Annotated in this window: 15 protein-coding genes, 1 pseudogene and 1 riboswitch; of the genes and pseudogenes, 8 read left to right on the forward strand and 8 right to left on the reverse strand. The window is 63.0% G+C overall.

Going from position 1 to position 21,258, the window contains the following annotated elements:
- Positions 1 to 74: 74 nt before the first annotated feature.
- From uvrA to lexA, 6 genes are all read right to left on the reverse strand, one after another.
- A complete protein-coding gene (gene uvrA, locus D109_RS0101370; RefSeq protein WP_017475305.1) occupies positions 75 to 2,603 on the reverse strand; it encodes an excinuclease ABC subunit UvrA in 2,529 nt (842 codons plus the stop codon).
- Positions 2,604 to 2,768: 165 nt separating this feature from the next.
- Complete coding sequence (locus D109_RS0101375; protein ID WP_026077707.1) at positions 2,769 to 4,478, reverse strand: ATP-binding protein; 1,710 nt, start codon at positions 4,476 to 4,478, stop codon at positions 2,769 to 2,771.
- 113 nt (positions 4,479 to 4,591) lie between these two features.
- Positions 4,592 to 7,681: an error-prone DNA polymerase gene (locus D109_RS0101380; RefSeq protein WP_218187372.1), complete on the reverse strand. Its 3,090-nt coding sequence runs from the start codon at positions 7,679 to 7,681 to the stop codon at positions 4,592 to 4,594.
- Positions 7,657 to 9,072: a DNA polymerase Y family protein gene (locus tag D109_RS0101385; protein WP_017475308.1), complete on the reverse strand. Its 1,416-nt coding sequence runs from the start codon at positions 9,070 to 9,072 to the stop codon at positions 7,657 to 7,659. Before D109_RS0101385 ends, D109_RS0101380 begins: the two co-directional genes overlap by 25 nt.
- A gap of 7 nt (positions 9,073 to 9,079) precedes the next feature.
- Positions 9,080 to 9,691, reverse strand: a complete 612-nt coding sequence (gene imuA / locus D109_RS0101390; protein WP_017475309.1) for a translesion DNA synthesis-associated protein ImuA — start codon at positions 9,689 to 9,691, stop codon at positions 9,080 to 9,082.
- A complete protein-coding gene (lexA, locus tag D109_RS0101395) occupies positions 9,691 to 10,308 on the reverse strand; it encodes a transcriptional repressor LexA (RefSeq protein WP_017475310.1) in 618 nt (205 codons plus the stop codon). The genes imuA and lexA overlap by 1 nt, the downstream gene beginning before the upstream one ends.
- A 101-nt stretch (positions 10,309 to 10,409) precedes the next feature.
- Positions 10,410 to 10,619: riboswitch (cobalamin riboswitch) on the forward strand.
- A 93-nt stretch (positions 10,620 to 10,712) separates the two neighbouring features.
- Here lexA and D109_RS0101400 point away from each other — a divergent pair.
- The 3 genes from D109_RS0101400 to D109_RS0101410 are packed head-to-tail and all read left to right on the forward strand — an operon-like array spanning position 10,713 to position 13,908.
- Positions 10,713 to 12,647 (forward strand): TonB-dependent siderophore receptor, encoded by a 1,935-nt coding sequence (locus tag D109_RS0101400; RefSeq protein ID WP_017475311.1) that lies wholly within the window; start codon positions 10,713 to 10,715, stop codon positions 12,645 to 12,647.
- Between the two features lie 11 nt (positions 12,648 to 12,658).
- A complete protein-coding gene (locus D109_RS0101405; protein WP_017475312.1) occupies positions 12,659 to 12,991 on the forward strand; it encodes a ferredoxin in 333 nt (110 codons plus the stop codon).
- Positions 12,988 to 13,908 (forward strand): ABC transporter substrate-binding protein, encoded by a 921-nt coding sequence (locus D109_RS0101410; RefSeq protein ID WP_017475313.1) that lies wholly within the window; start codon positions 12,988 to 12,990, stop codon positions 13,906 to 13,908. Before D109_RS0101405 ends, D109_RS0101410 begins: the two co-directional genes overlap by 4 nt.
- A gap of 18 nt (positions 13,909 to 13,926) precedes the next feature.
- Here D109_RS0101410 and D109_RS0101415 read toward each other — a convergent pair whose 3' ends face one another.
- Positions 13,927 to 14,214 (reverse strand): hypothetical protein, encoded by a 288-nt coding sequence (locus D109_RS0101415; RefSeq protein WP_152416321.1) that lies wholly within the window; start codon positions 14,212 to 14,214, stop codon positions 13,927 to 13,929.
- A gap of 116 nt (positions 14,215 to 14,330) precedes the next feature.
- Here D109_RS0101415 and icmH point away from each other — a divergent pair.
- Both icmH and D109_RS0101425 read left to right on the forward strand, forming a co-directional pair.
- Positions 14,331 to 14,666: pseudogene (icmH, locus tag D109_RS01000000131655) on the forward strand (type IVB secretion system protein IcmH/DotU); the annotation flags it as partial.
- 106 nt (positions 14,667 to 14,772) lie between these two features.
- A complete protein-coding gene (locus tag D109_RS0101425; protein WP_017475316.1) occupies positions 14,773 to 15,285 on the forward strand; it encodes an Hcp family type VI secretion system effector in 513 nt (170 codons plus the stop codon).
- A gap of 86 nt (positions 15,286 to 15,371) precedes the next feature.
- Here the strand turns inward: D109_RS0101425 and D109_RS0101430 are convergent, their stop codons facing one another.
- Positions 15,372 to 15,857 (reverse strand): AsnC family transcriptional regulator, encoded by a 486-nt coding sequence (locus tag D109_RS0101430; RefSeq protein ID WP_017475317.1) that lies wholly within the window; start codon positions 15,855 to 15,857, stop codon positions 15,372 to 15,374.
- Positions 15,858 to 15,995: 138 nt separating this feature from the next.
- Between D109_RS0101430 and D109_RS0101435 the strand changes: the two genes are divergently transcribed.
- The 3 genes from D109_RS0101435 (at position 15,996) to D109_RS0101445 (ending at position 21,228) form a co-directional block, all read left to right on the forward strand.
- Positions 15,996 to 17,822 carry a tyrosinase family protein gene (locus D109_RS0101435; RefSeq protein WP_017475318.1) on the forward strand — a complete coding sequence of 609 codons (1,827 nt, stop codon included), beginning with the start codon at positions 15,996 to 15,998 and terminating at the stop codon, positions 17,820 to 17,822.
- Complete coding sequence (locus D109_RS0101440; RefSeq protein ID WP_017475319.1) at positions 17,819 to 19,555, forward strand: hypothetical protein; 1,737 nt, start codon at positions 17,819 to 17,821, stop codon at positions 19,553 to 19,555. Before D109_RS0101435 ends, D109_RS0101440 begins: the two co-directional genes overlap by 4 nt.
- 65 nt (positions 19,556 to 19,620) lie before the next feature.
- Positions 19,621 to 21,228 carry a hypothetical protein gene (locus tag D109_RS0101445; RefSeq protein WP_017475320.1) on the forward strand — a complete coding sequence of 536 codons (1,608 nt, stop codon included), beginning with the start codon at positions 19,621 to 19,623 and terminating at the stop codon, positions 21,226 to 21,228.
- The last annotated feature ends 30 nt before the right edge of the window (positions 21,229 to 21,258 follow it).

Consider the following 21,258-nt stretch of genomic DNA (forward strand, 5'->3'; position numbering starts at 1 on the left):
GCCCAGGGCACCTCCTGTTTGGCCTGGGCATAGGCTGCAGTTGTAGACGGTGCTGATGGGCACAACGTCATGAACTATCCCAACTCCCGCCCCAAAAACGGCGCAGTCCGGCTGCTCTTGCTCTTCGCCACCTTCTGCGGCGTGCCACTCACCACCACCTTACCTCCGCGATCCCCTGCCCCCGGCCCGATATCAATCACCCAATCACTCTGGGCCACCACACGCATTTCATGCTCCACCACAATCACCGTATGCCCCGCCTCCACCAGATGATTCAACTGGCTCAACAACCGATCCACATCCCGCGGATGCAGCCCGGTCGTCGGTTCATCCAGCACATACAACGTCGCCCCCCGCGCATTACGCTGCAGCTCGGTCGCCAGCTTGATCCGCTGCGCCTCCCCGCCCGACAACTCGGTCGCCGGCTGGCCAAGGCGCAAATACCCCAAGCCAATATCCCGCAGCACTTGCAGCGAGCGCAGCACACCCGGCTCTTCGGCAAATACCTCTACCGCCTGTTCAACCGTCAGCCCCAACACTTGGGCGATGGTCAGGCCTTCCCACTTGATCGCCAGGGTTTCCGGGTTGTACCGAGCCCCGTGGCACGTCGGGCATGGGGCGTACACGCTGGGCATGAACAGCAACTCAACGCTGACAAACCCCTCGCCTTCGCAGTTCGGGCAGCGGCCCTTGGCAACGTTGAAGGAGAATTGCCCGGCGTCGTAATGCCGCTTTTTTGCCGCGGGTGTGGCGGCGAACAGTTTGCGTACGTTGTCGAACAGGCCGGTGTAGGTCGCGAGGTTGGAACGTGGTGTGCGACCGATGGGTTTCTGGTCGACTTGCACCAGGCGGCGGATGTGTTCCAGGCCGCCGCTGATGCGGCCGCCACTGGTTTGTGGGGCGTCGTCTTCGAGGCTGGGTTCGTCTTCGGTTTCCACGACGCGGCCCAGGCCTGCGCCTACCAGTTCCAATAGCGCCTGGCTGACGAGGCTGGATTTACCCGAGCCGGAGATGCCGGTGACGGCGGTGAAGCAGCCGAGGGGAAAGTCCACGCTGAGGTCGTTGAGGTTGTTGCGCGTGACCCCTTCCAGGCTCAGCCAGCCGGTGGGTTGGCGCGGTGGTTGGCTGACCGGGCGCTTTTCGGCGAACAGGTATTCGCGGGTTTGCGAGGCTTCGATCTGTGCCAGGCCGGCGGGTGGGCCGCTGTACAGGACCTGGCCGCCGTGTTCGCCGGCAGCCGGGCCGACATCGATCAGCCAGTCGGCGCGGCGCATGGTTTCCAGGTCGTGTTCCACCACGAACAGGGAGTTGCCGGCGGCCTTCAGGCGGTCGAGGGCAGCGAACAGGGCTTCGCCGTCGGCAGGATGCAGGCCGGCGGAAGGTTCGTCGAGTACGTAGATCACGCCGAACAGTTGCGAGCCCAGTTGGGTGGCCAGGCGCAGGCGTTGCAGTTCACCGGAGGACAGGGTCGGTGTGCTGCGCTCCAGGGCCAGGTAGCCGAGGCCGAGGTCGGTCAAGGTGCTGACGCGTTCCAGCAGGTCCTGGGTGATGCGTTGGGCGGCCAGGCGTTTTTCCACGGAGAGTTTTTTATCGCCCTGCCCTTCAGCCACCGGGCGCAGGAGCTCGGCGAGTTGCAACAGGGACATTTGCGACAGTTCGCCAATGTCCACGCCGGCAAATTTCACCGACAGCGCGGCCTTGTTCAGGCGTTTGCCTTCGCACTGCGGGCATGGGCTGCCTTGCATGAATTGCGACACGCGCTTTTTCATCAGGGCGCTTTGGGAGTGGGTGAAGGTGTGCAGGATGTAGCGCCGGGCGCCGGTGAAGGTGCCTTGGTAGCTGGGTTCGAGTTTGCGTTTGAGGGCGTCGCGGGTTTGGGCAGGTGTGAAGCCGGCGTACACCGGGACGGTGGGGGTTTCTTCGGTGAAGAGGATCCAGTCGCGCTGTTTTTTCGGCAGGTCGCGCCATGGGATGTCGACGTCGTAGCCGAGGGTGACGAGGATGTCGCGCTGGTTCTGGCCTTGCCACGCCAGTGGCCAGGACGCCACGGCACGTTGGCGGATGGTGAGGGAAGGATCGGGCACCATCAGGGCTTCGGTCACTTCGTACACCCGGCCCAGGCCATGGCATTGCGGACAGGCGCCTTGGGGCAGGTTGGGGGAAAAGTCTTCGGCGTAGAGCATCGGTTGCCCCGCCGGGTAGCTGCCGGCGCGGGAGTAGAGCATGCGGATCAGGCTGGACAAGGTGGTGACGCTGCCCACTGAGGAACGTGTGCTGGGTGTGCCGCGCTGTTGTTGCAGGGCCACGGCGGGTGGCAGGCCTTCGATGGAGTCGACGTCGGGTACGCCGACCTGGTCGATCAGGCGACGGGCGTAGGGCGCCACGGATTCGAAATAGCGGCGCTGGGCTTCGGCGTAGACGGTGGAGAATGCCAGCGAGGACTTGCCGGAGCCGGACACGCCGGTGAACACCACCAGGGCGTCACGGGGGATGTCCACGTCGACGTTGCGCAAGTTGTGTTCCCGGGCACCCCGCACCCGCACGAAGCCTGGGCGTTGGGTGGTGAGCGGGGTGTCTGGAGGCAGGTTGCGCTGGGAAGTCATGGGTAACCTTATCGGTGTGTTCAAGGCAGTGAAGATCAACGGTGGGAGCCGGGCTTGCCCGCGATTGCGGTGTGCCAGTTACCGGATGGGGTGCCTGACACTCCGCCATCGCGGGCAAGCCCGGCTCCCACAGTGGCTTGGTGTTGCTGGCTGGATCTTCATTCGTCACATCATTCGGGAGGTCAGCACCGAGCGCACCCGTTGCGCCAATTCATCCGGCCCATAGGGTTTGCTCAGCAGGTGAATGTCGGTGCCCAGCAGGTGGTTGCTGGAAAGAATGTCGCGGGTATGCCCGGACGTGAACAGCACCGCTATCGCCGGCACTTGCTCCCGCGCCCACTTGGCCAGGTCGGTGCTTTTGACCCGGCCCGGCATTACGACGTCGGTAAAAATCAGGTCCGGTTGCAGGCCGGCCTGGAGCATCAGCATGGCCCGGTCGCCATCTTCGGCGGTGAGCACGGTGTAGCCGGACTGTTCAAGCAATTCCACCGCAGCCGCACGTACGCCTTCGTTGTCTTCCACCACCAGGATGGTCTCCTGGCCGCCGCTGTGTTGTGTGAGCTGGACGGGCGTATCGTGGCTTTCCGGCTCTCCGAGGTTGCGCGGGAAATACATCTGCACCACGGTGCCGCTGCCCTCCACGCTTTCAACCTCCACATGCCCGCCACTTTGGCGCACGAACCCGAACACCATGCTCAGGCCCAGGCCGGTACCGTGCCCATTCGGCTTGGTGGTGAAAAACGGTTCGAAGGCCCGTGCCAGGATCGTCGGTGACATGCCAGCGCCGCTGTCGGCGACGGCCAGGCGCACGTATTCACCGGGGTTGATGCTTTTGCCGGCGCAATCCGGAGGGTTGAGGATGATGTTTTCGCCGGTAATCCGAATCACGCCCTCGCCTTTCATGGCATCCCGGGCGTTGATCGCCAGGTTGAGCAGTGCGTTTTCCAGTTGGTTGCGGTCGACGTTAATGCACCACGGATCCTGGGGCAGTTGCACATCAATGTGGATGGTTTCTCCCAGCGCCCGCTGCAGCAGTTCACCCAGGCCTTCATAGATGCGCAGTGGGTTGTACACCGCCGGCGACAGCGGTTGGCGACGGGCGAACGCCAGCAGTTGCGAGGTCAGTTTGGCCCCGCGCTCCACGGCCGCGATGGCGGCGCTGACCCGGCGCTGCACCTGGAGGTTGTCCGGTTCATGCCGGGCCAGCAGGTGCAGATTGCCGGAGACCACTTGCAGCAGGTTATTGAAGTCGTGGGCCACGCCGCCGGTCAGGCCGCCGATGGCTTCCAGCTTCTGTGATTGACGCAACTGTTCTTCGGCGGCGGAACGGGCTTGCACTTCCGCCGCGACACGCTGCTCCAGGTTGTGGGTGAGTTCCTGGCGCAGGCGCTCGGAGATCACATGCTCGGTGGTCTCCACCACAATCGCCAGGACCCCGGCCGGTTGCTGGTCGTCACCGGCCACGGGGCTGTAATACAGGTCCATCCAGACTTCTTCCGGGCGGCCGTCGCGCAACAGTTCCAGGGGCAGATTGCGGTAGGACAAGGTGCCACCGGCCAGGCAGGTGTCGACCACGTTGCGGTTGAAGTCGGCGACTTCCGGCCAACCCAGTTCTACCGGCACTCCCAGCAGATACGGGTGGCGGCCGCCGGCAAACACTGAATAGCTGTCGTTGTAGATCATGTAGCCCGCCCGTCCCCACAGCATGACCATAGGGATGGGCGATGCCAGCATCATCTGCACGGCACTGGTCAGGCTGGAAGGCCAGGCACTAATCGGGCCGAGGTCGGTGCCGGACCAATCGAATGCGCGAATCCTCTGGGCCATTTCCCCAGCCCAGCCATCACAGCCATGGGTATCGGATAAAAACTGCATCAGTCGGCTCTGCAAAAGATAAAAGGTGGGCGGCGATGAAAACTTTGAGCCCGACAGCGGCGGTTGGTTTCATCGCATATTGCTTAGGCGGCCATGAAGGAGCAAGAGCCGGATCAGCGAAAATCCCGGCTGCGCACACTGATACCCGACAGCAGCGGGGTCAGGTCGGTCAGGCGCCCGGCGATCAGGTGCCGAACCTCCCCCACCGCCTCCCAGCGCCCATCGACTTTGAGCAACCGCGAACCCACCAGCGCCTGGCGCTGCCGCTCGGCCAAATCGCGCCAGACCACCACATTGATATTGCCGAACTCATCTTCCAGGGTGACGAAGGTGACGCCGCTGGCCGTGCCCGGGCGTTGTCGACCGGTGACCAGGCCGGCGACGCTGACGTTGCGCCCATGTTCAACCAGCAGCAACTCGTTGGAGCTGCGGCAGCGTCGTGCGCGCAGTTCATCGCGCAACAGTGCCAGCGGGTGCGGGCCCAAGGTGGTGCCGACGCTGGCGTAGTCGGCATACAGGTCTTCGCCCACTGTCGGTTGCGGCAGTTCCACCATCGCTTCTTCGGGGCTGGCCACACCGGCAAACAACCCCAGTTGCTTCTGCACCCCGGCCACCTCCCAGCGCGCCCGGTGCCGATGCCCGGCCAGGCCGCACAAGGCTCCAGCATCCGCCAGCAGTTCCTGGGCACGGGCGTCCAAATGGGCACGTTCGCCCAGGTCGGCAATGTCGAAAAACGCCCGAGCCTGGCGCGCGGTTTCGATGCGCCGGCCATCTTCTTCGCGAAACCCGGAGATCATCCGCAAGCCCATGCGGATGGCCGGTTGCTGGCCTTCGATGGGTTCAAGGCTGCAGTCCCAGTCGCTGGCTTGCACATCCACGGGGCGGATCTGCAAATGATGGCGGCGAGCGTCCTGCAGGATCTGGTCCGGGCTGTAGAACCCCATGGGCCAGCTGTTGATCAGGGCGCAAGCAAAGGCTGCCGGTTCATGGCATTTGAGCCAGCAACTGGCATAGGTCAGCAAGGCGAAACTGGCGGCGTGGGACTCGGGAAAACCGTAGCTGCCAAAGCCCTTGATCTGCTCGAAGATCTGCGCAGCGAAGGCTTCGCTGTAGCCGTTTTTCAGCATGCCGGTGCGCAGGCGCTGCTGGTGAGGTTCGAGGCCGCCGTGGCGTTTCCAGGCGGCCATGGAGCGGCGCAGTTGGTCGGCTTCGCCGGGTGTGTAATCGGCGGCGACCATGGCGATCTGCATGACCTGTTCCTGAAACAGCGGGATGCCCAGGGTGCGTTTGAGCACGCTTTCCAGTTCCGGCGACGGGTAGGTTTCGGGTTCTTTCTTGTTACGTCGCCGCAAGTACGGATGCACCATACCGCCCTGAATCGGCCCGGGCCGCACGATGGCGACCTCGATCACCAGGTCGTAGAACGCTTTCGGCCGCAGACGGGGCAACATCGACATCTGTGCCCGCGACTCAATCTGGAACACGCCAATGGTGTCGGCCTTGCTGATCATTGCGTAGGTCGCCGCGTCTTCCTTGGGCACCGTGGCCAGGCTGAGGTCCTGATTGCGATGGCGGCGCAGCAGGTCAAAGCAGCGGCGAATCGCACTGAGCATCCCCAGCGCGAGGATATCCACCTTGAGCAGGCCCACCGCATCAAGGTCGTCCTTGTCCCACTGGATGATGGTGCGCTCGGCCATGGCGGCATTTTCTACCGGCACCAGGGTGTCCAGCGGGTGTTCGGAAATCACGAAGCCGCCGGGGTGCTGGGACAGGTGCCGGGGGAAGCCAATCAGTTGTTGGGTCAAGGTCAGCACCCGGCGCAGCACCGGGCTGTCGGGGTCGAAGCCACCTTCGCGCAGGCGCTCCAGGGGCGGCGCCTCATCGCTCCAGCGCCCGCAGCAGTCGGCCAGGGCGTTGACCTGATCCGGCGGCAGCCCGAGGGCCTTGGCCACGTCCCGCACCGCGCCGGCGCCGTGGTAACTGCTGACTACCGCCGTCAATGCGGCGCGGGTGCGGCCGTAGCGTTGGAACACGTATTGCAGCACTTCTTCGCGGCGTTCGTGTTCGAAGTCCACGTCGATGTCCGGCGGCTCGTTGCGTTCCCGGGACAGGAAGCGCTCGAACAACATGTTCATCAGGCTCGGGTCGATCTCGGTGATGCCCAGGGCAAAACACACCGCCGAGTTGGCCGCCGAGCCGCGGCCCTGGCACAGGATCGAACGGCTGCGGGCGAAGCGCACAATGTCGTGCACGGTGAGGAAGTAGCTTTCGTAGCCCAGCTCGGTGATCAGCTTCAGCTCCTCGTTGATCTGCCCAAGGGTCTTGGCGTCCACACCGTGCGGCCAACGCTGGGCAATGCCCTCTTCCGTCAAGGTGCGCAACCAGCTCTCAGGCGTTTGCCCTTCGGGCACCAGTTCCCTCGGGTATTGATAGCGCAACTGGCCGAGGTCGAAGGTGCAACGCCGGGCGATATTCAGGGACTCTTCCAGCAAGTGCGCCGGGTACAGCGCAGCCAGTGCATCGAGGCTGCGCAGGTGACGTTCGCCATTGGGATGCAGGCGCGTACCGGCTTCGGCCACCGGGACGTGATGACGGATCGCGGTCATGGTGTCTTGCAGGGCACGGCGGCCACGCACATGCATATGCACATCGCCGCAGGCCACCGCCGGCAGGTGCAGGCTGGCGGCCAGGTTCAAGCGTTGTTCAAGGTGGCGGGCATCGTTCTGGCCGCAATGCAGCTCCACCGCCAGCCACAGGCGATCGGTAAAGGTGCTGCACAGCCATTGGATAGGGGCCTGGGTGTCGGTGTCTTCGACCATCCATAACGCCAGCAAACCTTGCACGGATGTGAAGTCTTCCTGCAGCAGGCGGTAGTGACCTTTTTCTGCACGGCGGCGGGCGATGGTGATCAGTCGGCACAGGTGCTGATAGCCCTCCAGGTTCTCCACCAGCAGTACCAGCTTCGGGCCATTTTCGAGGCGCATCTCGCTGCCGATAATCAGCGGCAACTCGACTGCCTTGGCCGCCTGCCAGGCACGGACGATACCCGACAAGGTGCATTCATCGGTGATCGCCAGCGCTGCGTAGCCCTGCTGCTTGGCCCGTTCGAACAGTTCGCGGGCACTGGAGGCGCCACGCTGGAAACTGAAGTTGGACAGGCAATGCAGCTCCGCGTACTTCATGCGAACCAGCCTTGCAGCCACAGCGTGCCGCTTTCGCCCACGGTGCGATAAGCCCAGCCCTGTTGGCCGGCGCGGGTGCGCACTAGGTAGTAATCGCGGCGCACATCGGCACCATCCCACCAGCCGGATTCGATGCGCTCCGGGCCCATCAGGATGTGTAGACCTTGCTCGGCCAGGGGCGTCGGTGCATGCAGCAACCAGCCCGGGCGCTGCACTTTATTTGAGGGTGTGCACGGGCGACTGTCAGCACCGGCTTGCCAGGCACATTCGGGGCGGTGGTCGGCGTGAAAGCGCAGGCCTTGCACCGCTTCGTCCCCCAACCGCGCCCGCAGGCGTTCGCGCAGTTGCTCCCACGGCAGGGTTTGTTGCGGGCGCTCGTCGAACAGATCCTGGCGCTGGGGCACAAACACCGGCAGGTCCTGGGCCACCAGGCGAAAGCCACGCACCGGCGAGGTGACTTGCACTTGCTCCAGCCGGCCACGGGCCAGTTCGAACAGCATCGCGGCGTCACGCTCGGCGCTGAGCAGGCCGACCTTGATCACGCTGTCGGGTTCTGCGGCGTGTTCCAGGTGCAGGTCAAAACGCTGCACGCCACTGTCGCGGCCACACAGGAACGCCGATAAATCGCCGGTCAAACGGCGCAAGGGAAACAGCAAGGCCTGGTGGGACAACACATCAAAATTCAGCTCGATGCGCACATCGAACTGGTCCGGCGGCTGGTAGAACGCCAGGGCCAGGGGCCGTTGCCCGCACAGTGCATCGAGGTGCTTGAGTAGCGCCGCGTCGAAACGCCGGGCCAGGGTATGCCGGGGCAATGCCTGCACTTGGGCCAGGGTGCGCAAGCCCATGCGCGACAACGCGGTGGCGGCGTGCGGGTCGAGGCCGGCGCGGTCGATGGGGATCGGTGCCAGGGCGTGTTGCAGGCCTTGCTCATCGGCCACGGCCAGGCCGTCGTAGACATTCGCCAAGATCCGCGCCGCCGCCGGGTTCGGCGCGGCGACGATGCGGTGGCGAAACCCGAGGTCGGTCAACTCCTTGCGCAAGCGCGCTTCGAGCAACGGCCAGGGCCCGAACAGGCCCAGGCTCGACTCGATCTCAAACAGCAACGCCCGTGGGTAATACAGGCTGACCTGGGAACTGAAACGGTAGGCCCAGGCCGCAAGAAATTGCTGCCAGTATTCGATCTGCGCCGGGTCGTATTCGGCGCAGGCGAACGCCTTGGTCAAGGCATGGGCCGCCGTCAGAGATTGGCCGGGGCACAGGCCGAGTTTGCGCGCGGCCTCATTGACGGTTTGCAGCACCCGCCGCTGGGGCGTGCCGGCCAACAGGGCCAACGGCTGATCCGGCTCGGGGCGCAGACGCAGCACCCCGTCCAGCGCCAATTGCGGGAAGACAATACACACCCAGCGCATGTCAACCTCAGTGCCCAAGCGCAATGGGCGCGGGATGGGCCAGGCCGCCCCGGCACTTGAGCACCCGCACTTGCGCAGGGCTGGCCTCCACTGCCAGGCGCAAGGCGGCCGGTGACGGGTTGATGGCCTCGTTCAAGGAGCGCCAGGCAAAGGCCAGGGTCTGGCCGGTTTCCGCGGCCACCTGCAAGCGGCGCAAGGCGCGGTCATCGGCCTTGCGCGGCCAACACAACACCGCGCCACAACTGCCGGAGCGCAGGCATTGCTCCACCGCCCACAGGGCGTCACGTTCATCGGCCTGGATCACGGAAAGCTGGCGCACATCCACCCCGGCGTTTTGCCAGGCGTGGGGGTACGGCGTGTAAGGCGGCGCCACCAGCACGATGCGCTCGCCGGCCGCCGACAACCGCGCCAGGGTCGGCCACACCAGTTGCAACTCGCCCACGCCCTCCTTCGCCATCAGGATTTCGCTCAACGCCGCTTCCGGCCAGCCACCGCTGGGCAGCACCGCATCCAGGGCCGCAAGCCCGGTGGGATGGACGCTGGCCGGCGGCGCGGCGGGCCGACCTTTCCAGACCCGGCCGCCATTGAACAGCGAGTCCAGTGCAACGACGGCGCCCATCAGCCTTGCCTCACCAAACCGCAGAACACCCCTTCGATGGCCAGGTCCTGATCGGGCCGCACCACGATGGGTTGATAAGCGGGGTTGCGCGGCAGCAAGCGCACGCGCTCGCCGACATGTTCGAAGCGCTTGATGGTGACCTCACCGTCCAGACGCGCCACCACAATCTGCCCGTTCAAGGCCTCGGCACTGCGGCGTACGCCCACCAGGTCGCCATCGAGGATGCCGTCTTCGATCATCGAATCGCCCTGTACCCGCAGCAGGTAATCCGGGGTTTTCGCGAACATGCCCGGGTCGAGCAATAGACGGTTGTGCACTTCGGCATCGGCGCCAATAGGCAAACCGGCAGCCACCCGGCCGAGTACCGGGATGTCCAGCAGCTCCGGCCGCGCTGGCTGATTGAGCAGGCGAATGCCGCGCGCCTGGTTGGGGTTGACCTCGATAAAGCCGCCCTCGGTCAGCGCCAGCACATGCTTGCGCGCCACGCTGCGGGAGGCAAAGCCGAACGCCTCGGCGATCTCGGCGAGGCTGGGGGACTGGCCTTGCTGCGCGATACGGTCGCGGATAAAGGTCAGGATGGCGGTACGGCGGGGCGTTAGATTCGTCATGGAGTACATTTGTACTCCTGTGGGAAATTTCTAGCAATATCCGTCAGTCGCTTCCCATACAGCCACCGGAAAAGTCCCCGTCAAGTTGACGAACGGTCTTTCGAATGTTCAGATGCCGGCCTGTTTCAGGTGCCCCCTGCCGTCGTGCTTGGGGTGAAACGGGAAACCGGTGCCGCTCTTTTTTCGAGCCAGTCCGGTGCTGCCCCCGCAACGGTAGACGCGTGACCCCTTCGACACACCACTGTGGCCTGCGCGCCATGGGAAGGTGAAGGTGTCCATACGCGTGAGCCCGGAGACCGGCCTGGAATTCTGTTTGGCAAAATCCTGCGGTGGGCGGGCATGGGCCGGTATTGGCGTGTGCTCGGTGCCTACTCGTGCGTGCTTTTCGCGAAAGATACTTTTCCGAGAAGACTATGATTCGACCTTTCAAGACTCCTGTGCCCGGCCTGTTGTTCGGTTGCCTGTTCAGCCCCCTGCTGCTGGCCGACGACAACACCCTCGAACTCAAACAACTCAACGTTTCCGCACCGTCGGTGGAGTCCACCACCGTGGCCGATATGGCCCAGTACGGCAGCAAGGTTGAGATCGTCACCCGCGAACAGATTGAACGCGCCGGCCCCGCCGCCGATGTGTCGCGCGTGATGCAGATGTTCATCCCCGGCCTGTACGTGGCGCCCAAAAACGGCCCGTTCGACTACGGCACCTACTCCCTGTTGGGCGGGCGCAACGACGACACGCTGATCCTGCTGGACGGCGTGCGCCTGAACAATCGCCTGTACGGCGGCCTGTACCTGGACACCCTGCCCGCCAACGCCATTGAGCGCATCGAAGTGCTCAAGGGTGGCCAGAGCCTGCTGTTCGGCACCCAGGCGGTGTCGGGGGTGATCAACATCGTCACCCGCAGCCCGCAAACCCGCGAGGCGTCCGGCGAGGTGAACCTGGGCGTGGATACCTTCGGCGGCACCACCGGCGATGCCCGGGTCGAGAAGATTTTCAATAACGGATTTGGCGACCTCGGCTTGCTGGCCTACGTCAGCCGCAACGCCTCCGAGGGCTACCAGCCGTTTCGCAACCGCGACATGAAAAACGTCACCGACAAAAAGCGCTCCTACGAAGTCACCACCTTCGGCACCAAGGCGATCCAGTCGTTTGGCGATGACACGCGCCTGGAACTGTTTTACCAATACGCCGACGCCAACCTGGATTTCGCCCGTCCGGTGGACAACCACAAGACCACCAACGACCGGGTGCAGCAAATCGCCACGGCGACCTTCGAGCAAACCGTCAATGAGCGCCTGAGCTACTTCGTCAAAGGGCATATCAACGATTGGGACACGCGCTATACCCGCCTCAACAATGTCGAAGGCGGCGGCACCAAGGTCATCAACCACAACGACTATTGGGGCTTCACCGACTGGGGCGTGCAGGCTGAAGGCAAGGCCGTGTTGCCCGGCGATCATGTGCTGGTATTCGGTTCCGACAACCAGTGGTTCAAGGGCCAGGACGATGTGTTGATCATCGACGACAACAAGGCCCAGGCCCACGCGCTGTACACCCAACTGCGCCCGACTATCGAGGCGTTGCCGAACTGGCACCCGAGCATCGGCGTACGCCACGAAGCCATGAGCGGCGGCGACAGCGCCACCGTCGGCATGCTTACTTCACTCTACGACCTCAACGACAACTGGGCCCTGCGCGGCCAATACGGCACTGCCTACAAACTGCCGAATGCCGAGCAACTGTTCGTCAATGAAGACGATGAGAAAGGCAACCGCAACCTCAAGCCGGAGAAGAGCCGCAACGCCGAGCTGGGCCTCGACTACAAGGGCAGCCTGCTGGCGCGGGACTTCAGCGCCAGTGTCACGCTGTTCAAGCGCAAGATCACCGACCTGATCACCCAGGACGATATCCAGTGGGTCAATGGCCAGGGGCAGATCCAGATGCGCGGTTTCGAGGCCGACGCCAAGCTGCAACTCAACGAGCAATGGAGCGTGCAGGCCGACATGACCCGCAACCTCACCGAGTCACGCGCGGGTGTCACCCTCAACGATATTCCTGGCTTCTTCGCCCGCTCGCGGGTCGGCTATGAATCGGTGGATCGCCTGTGGGGCGCCGGTACCGCCGTGCGCTACATCGGCGATATCGTCAGCTCGAAGAAGGTCGAGTACGGCAACTACACCGTGGTGGATGCCGACGCCTATCGCTATCTCGACAATGCTCACCAACACCGCGTCAGCCTGCTGGTAGAGAACCTGTTCGACCGCGACTACGTCACCAGCCGCGCCAGCAACGTCGACAACCTCGGGCGGCCGTTCACCTCCGAAGTACGCTACACGTATCGCTTCTGATGAGTACGCCCGTGGAAACTCATCCGGACTGGTCCCATGTGCCTGACCACGCCCGCCACGTGTTCCTGTGCACCGGCCCGCGCTGCACCCAGCGTGGCGCGCTGCAATTATGGAAAACCCTGCGTCGCCACCTGCTGGCACACGACCGCATCGAAAAGCCTGGCGGCGTGCTGTTGACCCGTACCCACTGCCAGTTCCCGTGCAACCTGGGCCCGATTGTGACGGTGTACCCGGACACGTGCTGGTACGGCGTGCACAGCAACGCAGAGGTGCAACGGCTGGTGGAAGTGCATCTGGTGGGCGGCGAAGTCGTCGAGGATTTGCTGATCAAGGAGCGCCCATGAAAGCGTCGTGGCTGCTGCTGGGCGCCCTGCTCTGCCCATCGTTGGCTCTGGCGGACAGCTATCGCAACTGCAACCAGGACTGGACCGCTGCCCACTCACCGCCCTCACGCATCGTGGCCCTCAACCAGCATGCGGCCGACTTGCTGTTGGCGCTGGATGTCGGCCCGGCATTGGTGGGCGTGGCGTATCTGGATGACAACGGTGCAGCCCACCGAGACGGCGAGTATTTCGGCGCGCCGGTGATTGCGACCAAGTACCCGTCCAGCGAAGTGCTCTATGCGCAGACACCGGATCTGGTGGTCGGTGGGTTCGCCACTGCCTTTGGCACTGGCGTGACTTCCCGCACGGGCCTGGCCGGCAACGGGGTTGGGTCGTACTTGCTGGAGTCGGCGTGTGACGGGCATTCGCTGGATTACTTCGGGCATATCCGCAGCGACCTGTCTACCCTCGGCGCCCTGGTGCACAAACAGCAACGGGCGCGGGCGTTGAGCGATGCCATGGACGCCGACCTGGCCAGTGCCCAGGCACTGACTGGCAAGGGTAAACCGCTGTCGGTGTTTTACCTGGACAGTGAAGTCAACGGTCTGGACAGCGAAGGCCGACGTGGGTTCGTCACCACGTTGGTGGCGGCTGCCGGAGCGCGCAATTTATTCGCCGGGATCAACCAATACCGCGTCACCGTGAGCAGCGAAACCCTGCTGATGAGTGACCCGGATGTGATTTTGCTGGCGGATGCAGTGTGGTCACCGGCCAGCCGCAAGCGCCAGTTGCTGACCAGTGACCCGGTGCTCTCGCGTTTGCGGGCGGTGCGGGAGAACCGGATGATCGATATTCCGTTTACCCATCTGGTGCCCACTGCGAATAGCGGCCGAGTCGTGTTGGAGTTGGCGAGGCAATTCAAAAAGCTGGCTGAATAATCAGGCGCATGGGCTTCGCTACTCTCTTGTCGCCGGGCACTTTTCCCCTTCCCCCGTTTCCAGCCAGTGGGCGCTGACGCTCAACAGCCGTGCGATGTTATCGCACCGCGAGCGCGGGATACCCCGGGAAAACCAATTGGTCAGCCGCTGGGGGCTGATCTTCAGAAATAGTGCGAAATCCATCGGTGCGATATTGCATTCACTCAACAACACCCGCAGACGCACGCCTGAACATTTTGCGCTGACCGCACGAAGCGCCGTTAATCGTCGCCCTGTACACCCTTGTTTCACTTGCTCGTAGACCATTCCCTGCTCCTTGTGTAACTCCATGGTGACGCCTGCAACTTCCTGAAAAGACTGAAAAATCCAACTGGTCTGCGATGGCGGGCTTATGCTCGGCATAGCACCCCGAAGCGGCCCGCTACCAACATGTGCTGGAGTTCATGTACCAGTGCCTGATCTCCGGCCTCAAGGGCAAATACGGCGCCCATGCCAAAGGCGATGACGAGATACAGAAGATCATCAACCAACTGCATGGCCTGCTGCGCCCACTACGGGGTGAAACACCCAAACGCCTGACCAACCCGTTGGCCAACGTCACGCCGCGTAACTACCGGATCAAGCGCGCCTGGCCATTGTGGACGCCGTGGGCTCTTGCCACCGTCGTGCTGACGGTCGCCTACACGATCTACTCGATCCGCCTGAACGCTATCACTCAAGAAGTGCTGGTGTCTCTGGAGCGCATTCTCAACCTGTAACCGATTTTCAGCGTGCTCACCCCGAGCGCCTGCAAAGCCATGGCCTTTTTGGCCAGAACCCGCGACCTCACGGGGTCGTTCATTTGATCGCGACAAGGAGCTTGTCATGCCAACACCCGCGTATATCAGCATCCACGGCAAAAACCAGGGCCATATTACCAAGGGCGCGTTCACCGCAGACTCGGTGGGCAACGTTTATGTAGAAGGCCACGAAGACGAAATCCTGGCACAGGAAATCGACCATCAGATCGCCGCGCCTACCGACCCGCAAAGCGGCCAGCCTGCCGGCCAGCGCGTGCATAAGCCGCTGATCTTTACCAGCGCCCTGAGCAAAGCCTCGCCCATGCTCTACCAGGCCCTGGCCACCGGCGAAATGCTGCCGACCGTCGAGGTCAAGTGGTTCCGTACCTCGGGCGACGGCAAGCAGGAGCACTTCTTCACCACCAAGCTGGAGGATGCCACCGTCGTTGACATTCACACCGTGCTGCCCCACGCGCAAAACAGTAACAACGAAAACTACACCCAACTGATCAAGACCAGCCTGGCCTACCGGAAGGTCAGCTGGACCCACGTGGTGGCCGGTACCGAAGCTTCGGACGACTGGCGCAAACCGGCTTAATCGCCAACCGGCACGTTCCGCCGCTCAGGCGGCGGAATGTTCACTGATTCGATGCTTATCAGTTGGCTGAACCGCTGCGAGGCGGCTCACAGCAACGACGAAGGCAATGGCAACTCATAAGACTTCTTAACCGTCCTGACCACCAAAGTAGACGAATAAGTACGAATCGGAATATCCCGGTAAATGTCTAAAAACCGATAGATATAATCAGTGTATTCAGTAGCATCCCGAAACTTCGCCACCATCACAAAATCAAACTCCCCGGTCAGCAAATAACAGTCCTGAATCTCCGGATGGTTCGCCAGGATATGCTGCATCTTGCGGTCGATATCATTGCTGTCCCTATCAAGCTTGATCAAAAAGAACGCCGTGACCTGAATCCCAAGCTTGCGCTCATCCAGCACCGCCACCTTCGCCTTGATAATCCCGACACTCTCCAACCGCCTGATACGCCGGTAACAACTGGTCGAAGACAGCCCGACACTGTCACTCAACAACTCCAGACTCTGACTGCAATCCCTTTGCAACTTCCCCAGAATCTTCAAATCCATGGCATCTGTCATTTTTTCCATATCTTCCTTGAAAAAACTGCAATGAATCCACCGTAAACACCCACCATTTTGCAGAAATCCTGCGCGGTGGCGCACTAACATCAATCCAGCTTAGCAGCCCAGCCAAATCAGGCACTGGGGCGGCATGAGAGGGATCTTATGATAGTCGCGAAACCGACATGGGCCACCGATATCCACGGCCTCTTCAGCGCCCCCTACTGGATACCGCCCGCCCAACGCGCCGCCGTCGCTGCCTCCTGGGTGGGCTGCATGAACGCCTACTTCGTGTTCCTCGAAGACCCCGCCTCGGTCAAGACCTGGTCCGAAACCATCTACCAGCACCTGGCCTCCCGCAGCATGCCGCTGACCCTCGACCAGCAACAGTTCTGGCCCATCGATGCCCTGGAAACCTTCCGGTTGTGGGTCAACCAGGGCTGGCGCCTGACCCCCAGTTCACCGTTCGATATCGCCGAGCGCATTCCCCCACCCGACCTGCCCCACCCGGTGAAACGGGTGCGTCAGGACATTCGCGCCCTGACACAGGAACAACTGAACCAGTACCGCTCGCGCCTGGATGACGTGATGCAGGTAGCCGACCCCGACAGCGGCTCGCCCTGGCAGCGCTACGCGTACATCCATACCAACTGGTGCCTGCATTACCAGGAAGCGTTTGCCTTGTGGCACCGGGCCTATCTGCTGTACCTCGAGGCACTGATCGACTGCCCGATTCCCTATTGGGACTGGATGGCCGCAGACGCCAGTGTCGACGGCAGCCCCCAGGCCGGTTTGCCCCAGGCGTTTCTCGATGAAACCTATGTGCACCCGCACACCGGTGAGGTCCGGCCGAACCCGCTGCGCTATGCGGCGGCCAAGGACGGCAGCTCGAAGGTGTGTGCCAGGGGTGATGTCAACGGCGTGGACTGCCGCTTCGTGCAGCGCAACCCGCTGTTTTATACCCAGGGCGAGCCGTTCCGGCGCGAACGCACCGAGTTGTATGCCATGAGCCGGATTTTCCAGCAGCAGGTGGTCGATGCACTGAAGTTCACCTCGTTCAGCCAGCCCCAAGGCGTACCGGGTTATCCATGGGCGAATATTCCAGTATTTGACCCGCCGCAAAAAGATGACCTGTACCCCAACCGTGCCCTGAATTTCGACGGGCTCTACGAGCAGCCCCACGACAACTATCACGGCTGGATCGGCGGTGACATGGCCGACAACGCCTACACCGCATTCGACCCGGTGTTCAGCTCCTACCACGCCAATATCGACCGGATGCTGGAGGTCTGGATCCGGGCCAACCCGGCGGCGCAGTACACCACCCAATGCCTGCTCCAGCCGTTCGCCGGGAGTGAGGCCAGCACCGTGACCTTCACCAGCGCCGATGCCTGGCGCTACACCACCCTCGGTGACATGGCCCAGGACAGCCGGCATATCGGCTACGACTACGGCACACCCGTGGCCCCGCAGTTTGGCGCAACCAAGGCAGCTGCAAAGGCGTGCTGCCAACACAGTTCGGCCCCCGCCCCGGCCACCCGCAACGCGACCGGGCTCGGGCCGTGGGTGGTGTTCGACCATGTGCGCTGCACCCACGACACCTACCTGATCGACGTATTCCTCAACCAGCCCGACGCCACGCCGCAGCAGGTGAGTGCCGACAACCCGCACTATGTCGGGCGTTTCAGTCGCATCGGCATGGGCCTGGTGGATGACAAGGGCCGCTGCATCACCCACGGCGTGTCCCGCGCGCTGAATGCCGCGCGTAATGCCAGCGCGCTGAACCTTCGCCCCACTGACGCCACGCAGTTATCCGTGGTGGTGACCCATCTCGATAGTGCCCGGGTGTTGACGCCGCAAGAGTACGCGCCGCTGCCAGGCTTTATCGCCCAACTGGTGTGGGACGACCCGCGCCAGGCCATCACCGGCCCTGCCCCCAGTGCCGGTTGCTGCTCTGCTTCCACCCACACAACACCTGGAGAATCGCCATGAGCACACCCTTCAAACAATTCACCTCTCCCGCCGGGCAAGCACCCAAGGACTACAACAAGCTGGGCCTGGAAAACCAGCTGCCGCAGTTTGAAACCGACTGGAACAACGACCTCACCGGCTGGACCCAGTCCGCAATCATCGGCAACCCGTGGTCGGGCCTCAATGACGCACCGCGCTCGGGCTATTACAACCCGCTGGTGGAAGGCTACGGCCCCAGCACGCCGCCGGCGATTACCTGGGCGCCCTTCCCCAATCGGCTGTGGACGTTCTTCTACAACAACGGCACGGCGGTGATTCCGCAATTGGGCGGCAAGGCCATGTCCATGCAACAGGTGATGGAACTGACCGACAACGGCCAGATTACGATCAACAACACCCTGTACATGCTCTACGACCCGAACAAGCAAGGCACCCTGCTGCAACTGCCCGTCACCCGCTGCCCGACCATCGACTGGCAAGGCAAGTACAAGGATTTCTCGCCCTCGGGGCCCCGTGGCTGGCTTGACGAATACTGCGAGTGGTCCATCGTGCGTGACGCCAATGGCAACATGCGCAAGATCACCTTCACCTGCGAAAACCCGGCGTATTTCCTGGCCATGTGGCGCATTGATCCAAATGCAGTGCTGGGCCTGTACCGCGACTACATCGACCCGCAGGTGCAACTCGAAGACCTGTACTTGCGCTACACCGCCGACTGCCCGACCGGCAAAGCCGGCGATCCGGTCATCGACCCTACCACCGGCCAACCGGCCTACGACACGGTCAACAAATGGAACGCCGGCACCGCCTGCGTACCCGGCCAATACGGCGGGGCGATGCACCTGACCTCCGGCCCCAACACCTTGAGCGCCGAGGTGTACCTGGCCGCCGCAGCGACCATCCTGCGTCCACTGGCCAGCAGCCAGAATTCCCAGGCATTGATCTGCTGCGCGCAATACGGGCAGAACTACCGCAACTCTGACCCGCATATCGGTTTCTCGGCCAACAGCGTGGCGGTGAATAACCGGCTGTCCCTGACCAACCCCATCGGCCTTTACCTGCAACAACCCACCGATTTCTCGGCGTGGAAAGGCCCTCAAGGCCAGGACGTCAGCCAGTACTGGAAAATCACCCGTGGCACCGCCAAGTCCGCCGCCAACGGCTCCGACCAGATTCTGCAAGCGGTGTTTGAAGTGCCGGTCAGCGCCGGGTTTTCGATCAACGACATCACCATCAGTGGCCAGCCGATCAACTATGTGTGGGTGATTGCCCAGCAGTTGCTGGTGGGCCTGAGTGTGACAACCACGCCCATCAGCCCGACGCCGGATTCCTGCCCCTGCGTGACGGATCGGGTCAACGGCGTGCAACCCTGGCCGGTGCAACTGCTGCCCCTGGATCTGTTCTACGGGCAGTCGCCTACCGACCTGCCGGCGTGGCTGGCACCCGGCACCAGCGGGCAGTTCGCTCTGGTGGTGCAAGGCGCCGACCTCAAGACCACCGCCGAGACGGCGCGGGTGCAGTTTTCCAATCCTAGCGTGACGGCGCAGGTCACCCAGTTCCTGCCGGATGCCTCCGCCATCCCAGGGCAAACCAACTCCGGTGGCACCCAGGGCTACCTGCTGACCATCACCGTAAGCCCCACTGCCGCTCCGGGACTGGTGACGGTGCGCGCGCTCAACCCGGGCGAAGCCGATAACCCCAGCGCGACGGAACATCCATGGGAGTCCGGATTGGCGCTGGTGCCTGGCGCCTGACTGATACGGCCCATCCGCCGCACCCAGCCAGGGTGCGGCTTTACCTGCTTGCAAGGAGCGCGATGATGTCCAGGTTACGCTTAAGTGTTTTATCGCTGCTGACCAGTGTGGTGCTGAGCCTGTTCGCCATGCAGGCCGCCTACGCATCCCCCACTTCCGACGCCGACGCTTGCGTGCAGCAACAGTTGGTGTTCAACCCGAAAAGCGGCGGGTTCCTGCCGATCAACAACTTCAACGCCACCGGCCAGAGCTTTATGAATTGCTTTGGCTGGCAGTTGTTCATTGCCCTGAACTGGCCGGTGAATCCCGGTTGGCCAGCCACGCCCGCCCTCGCGGGTGAGCCGGACATGAACAGTACCCTGGCGCAATTCGGTGTGCCGCCCGCCTCCGGGCAGCCAATGAGCGTCGCGCCGGTATGGGCCAGCTACAAGGACGCCAACGATATCTTCCTGCCCGGCGCCCCCGCGCCCACCGGCTGGGGCGTGCAAACCCTGGTGCCGTCCAATTGCAGCACCCAGGGCAGCCTCAGGGCGATGTCGGTGGGGGCGCGCAAGTTCATGACCGCCACCTCCGAAAGCGCGATCAACGCCCGCCATGGTTTTCACCTGTCCAGCGGCACCTTGGCCTCGATTCCAGACCCGATCATGGAAGCCTCCGGCGGCTGGCTGACGGACCAGTCGCAGAACCTGGTGTTTTTTGAACGCAAGGTGGGCAAGGCCGAGTTCGACTACATCGTCAGCAAAGGGCTGTACGACGCAGCCAACCAGCTGAAAGTCGCGCAGAACATCGACAACCAGAACCCGGGCGGGCTGTCCTTGCCCATCGGTGAGCCCATGCGCTCGCTGCCGCCCAACCCGGTGCCGCAGGAGCAACTGGGAGCCCTGGAGGTCAAGGCGGCGTGGCGGATCCTCACCGGCAAACCCGAGCTCTACGGGCGTTACCTGACCACCGTCGCCTGGCTCAAAAACCCGGCCACCTTGCAGTGCACCCAGCAAGTGGTGGGCCTGGTGGGCCTGCATATCATCAACAAGACCCAAGCCTCGCCCAACTTCATCTGGACCACCTTCGAGCAGGTGGACAACGTGCCGGAACCCAACCAGGTGCCGCCACAACAGACGCCGCCCGACAGCTTTGCCTTCAACAACCCGAACTGCGGCACCGGCCCCGAATGCACGCCGAACGTGGCGCGTATCCAGTGCAAACAGCACCATCCCGACCGCGACTGCACCGAGCCGTTTCCACGGGACCAACCCGTGCAGACCACCCGGGAACATCCGCTGCCCACTGAACTGCAGGCGCTTAACGGCGCGGTGCAGGCCAACTTCGCCCAGCAGAGCCAGGGCAAGTCGGTGTTCCAATACTACAAATTGATCAACGTACTCTGGACCCTCACCCCCAACCCGCCCACCCAGCCGGAACCGGGTGTCAGTGCGCAAGTGCCACTGTCCTACGGGCCGTTTATCAGCCAGGGCAACGTACCGGTGGCCAACACCACCCTGGAGACCTACGTCCAGGGCGATAACTGCAATGCCTGTCATCAGTACGCAACCATCGCCGGCAGCTCCACCCTGGCTTCGGACTTTTCGTTCCTCTTCAACAGCGCCGACTCGGCCAGCAAGAAAAGCCTGGTCAAGCGCGTGAAAGCCTTCCAGACCCTCAAGGATCAACCGTGATCCAGACGAAAAAAAGGGGCGATCAATGAT

The organism is Pseudomonas sp. PAMC 26793 (assembly GCF_000313235.1).
Taxonomy (GTDB): domain Bacteria; phylum Pseudomonadota; class Gammaproteobacteria; order Pseudomonadales; family Pseudomonadaceae; genus Aquipseudomonas; species Aquipseudomonas yamanorum.

What these genes read in the sequence shown, in the direction of transcription:
- D109_RS0101375 (WP_026077707.1), bottom strand. Translation starts at nt 4,478, where the DNA reads ATGCAGTTTTTATCCGATACCCATGGCTGTGATGGCTGGGCTGGGGAA.
- D109_RS0101430 (WP_017475317.1), bottom strand. Translation starts at nt 15,857, where the DNA reads ATGGAAAAAATGACAGATGCCATGGATTTGAAGATTCTGGGGAAGTTG.
- imuA (WP_017475309.1), bottom strand. Translation starts at nt 9,691, where the DNA reads ATGGGCGCCGTCGTTGCACTGGACTCGCTGTTCAATGGCGGCCGGGTC.
- D109_RS0101415 (WP_152416321.1), bottom strand. Translation starts at nt 14,214, where the DNA reads ATGGTCTACGAGCAAGTGAAACAAGGGTGTACAGGGCGACGATTAACG.
- D109_RS0101445 (WP_017475320.1), top strand. Translation starts at nt 19,621, where the DNA reads ATGTCCAGGTTACGCTTAAGTGTTTTATCGCTGCTGACCAGTGTGGTG.
- lexA (WP_017475310.1), bottom strand. Translation starts at nt 10,308, where the DNA reads ATGTACTCCATGACGAATCTAACGCCCCGCCGTACCGCCATCCTGACC.
- D109_RS0101440 (WP_017475319.1), top strand. Translation starts at nt 17,819, where the DNA reads ATGAGCACACCCTTCAAACAATTCACCTCTCCCGCCGGGCAAGCACCC.
- D109_RS0101425 (WP_017475316.1), top strand. Translation starts at nt 14,773, where the DNA reads ATGCCAACACCCGCGTATATCAGCATCCACGGCAAAAACCAGGGCCAT.
- D109_RS0101435 (WP_017475318.1), top strand. Translation starts at nt 15,996, where the DNA reads ATGATAGTCGCGAAACCGACATGGGCCACCGATATCCACGGCCTCTTC.
- uvrA (WP_017475305.1), bottom strand. Translation starts at nt 2,603, where the DNA reads ATGACTTCCCAGCGCAACCTGCCTCCAGACACCCCGCTCACCACCCAA.
- D109_RS0101385 (WP_017475308.1), bottom strand. Translation starts at nt 9,072, where the DNA reads ATGCGCTGGGTGTGTATTGTCTTCCCGCAATTGGCGCTGGACGGGGTG.
- D109_RS0101400 (WP_017475311.1), top strand. Translation starts at nt 10,713, where the DNA reads ATGATTCGACCTTTCAAGACTCCTGTGCCCGGCCTGTTGTTCGGTTGC.
- D109_RS0101410 (WP_017475313.1), top strand. Translation starts at nt 12,988, where the DNA reads ATGAAAGCGTCGTGGCTGCTGCTGGGCGCCCTGCTCTGCCCATCGTTG.